1 protein-coding gene is annotated in these 1,584 nt (G+C 28.4%); it reads right to left on the bottom strand.

Annotation, left to right across the window (positions count from 1 at the left end; genetic code table 11):
- Positions 1–7 precede the first annotated feature (7 nt).
- Entirely contained in the window at positions 8–1,426 is a 1,419-nt protein-coding gene (locus tag ACWQ4X_RS19570; RefSeq protein WP_125503267.1) for a phosphate--AMP phosphotransferase, read from the bottom strand.
- Between the last annotated feature and the right edge of the window lie 158 nt (positions 1,427–1,584).

Here is a 1,584-nt window from a genome sequence, read left to right as displayed (position 1 = left end):
TATAATCTTATAAGTTTTCTAAGTGACCTAAATTTTTATTTTGTACGCTATGAAGGATAGTTTGCAAAATTTCAATTCGTGCAGCATATTTACTATCATTGGCAATGATGTGCCAAGGAGAAATATCTGTGCTCGTATATTTGAACATATCTGATGCTGCTTGTAAGTAGGCATCCCACTTTTCTCTATTACGCCAATCATCTTCTGTTAATTTGAAGCTTTTTTGAGGTGTATTTTTTCGCTTGTAAAAACGACGTAATTGTTCATCTTTTGAAATTGCTAGCCAAAATTTTATAACAATTGTATTTGTATCAGACAGTTGTTTTTCGTACTGATTTATTTCTTCATAAGCATTTTGCCATTCTATTGGGTTAATTAAATCTTCTACACGTTCTACAAGTACACGTCCATACCAGCTGCGATCAAAAATATTAAGTGCCCCATTCGTTGAATGCTTATTCCAAAAACGCCACAAATAAGGACGTAATCGTTCAAAATTTTCTGGTGCTGAAATACTATGAATATTATATTCGTGTAGCCCTAGAAATTTAATGATGCGCTTAATTGAACTGCCTTTACCTGCGGCATCCATACCTTCAAAAACTAATACAACGTTATGTGATGAATAACGTAGAACATCTGCGACTTTCCTTTCTAGTTGTTTAATGGTTTTTTTATACTCTATGTGGCTAATTTCACTTTTTTTTATTTGAGTTAAAATTGAAGGAATAGGTGCCGCCTGATATTTAAATTTATTCTTAATTTGTACAGGTGGTAGTTTTAGATGTTTAAGTATTAATTGAGAAAACTGTGTATTTCTTTCTATATTGTTTTCACTATTAATGATTACCCAATCGTGGGTGAATCTATTTCTTAAAGTTTGAATTTGATTGTATAAGGTTTTAGTTTTCCATTTTTTTTGTGGAAAATCATCCCATGTAAAACGTGGAACTCTTTGGATTTTATTAATAATATCAATATTTTTTGTGCGAATTTTTACTTTGCTCCATGAAACATCAAACCAAACTTTAATAATATCTACATTATTATTTTTTAAGTAACTTTCAAATTCATATATACGCTTTAAGTGTTCGTTGAATACATTATTTTGTATTTTTTCATCATTTAATATAGTTGACGCTAGTAAATCAGTATACCAATTCCCATAAAAAAACATGATTTGTCCATTTTTTGGAATGTCATTTATGTATGGTTGCCAAATTAATTTATTTTCTTTGACTCTATTTGGGGTTTCAGCCTTAATTTTTAAATATCTAGGATCCATTAATTCACTTAGCTTTTTGATTGATTGATTTTTTCGCGTTAGTTCAATTCCGCCAATTATTACTAATATACTTTTTGATTTAGAATTCTTGAGTTTATATTGTTCTTGAATTAATTTAATGGAGAGGTCTTGATAATTCATTTTAAGTCTCGTTTAAAAAATTTTTAATAAAATAATTATAAATTCAGTTACAGTCAATGTTATTGTTTTATTATTAAAGTTGTTTTGCAACAACTTTTTTTTTGTGCCATTAAAACAAAGCCGACTAAAAAGATCGGTATTTTTTTATTATTATTTTT

Source organism: Acinetobacter sp. NigerLNRRAM0016 (assembly GCF_054112845.1).
Note: the sequence above shows the minus strand (reverse complement) of the source record. Positions and strands in the feature narration are given on the sequence as shown.

Bases quoted from the DNA above. Each gene is read 5' to 3' on its own strand.
- ACWQ4X_RS19570 (WP_125503267.1), bottom strand. From the start codon at position 1,426: ATGAATTATCAAGACCTCTCCATTAAATTAATTCAAGAACAATATAAA.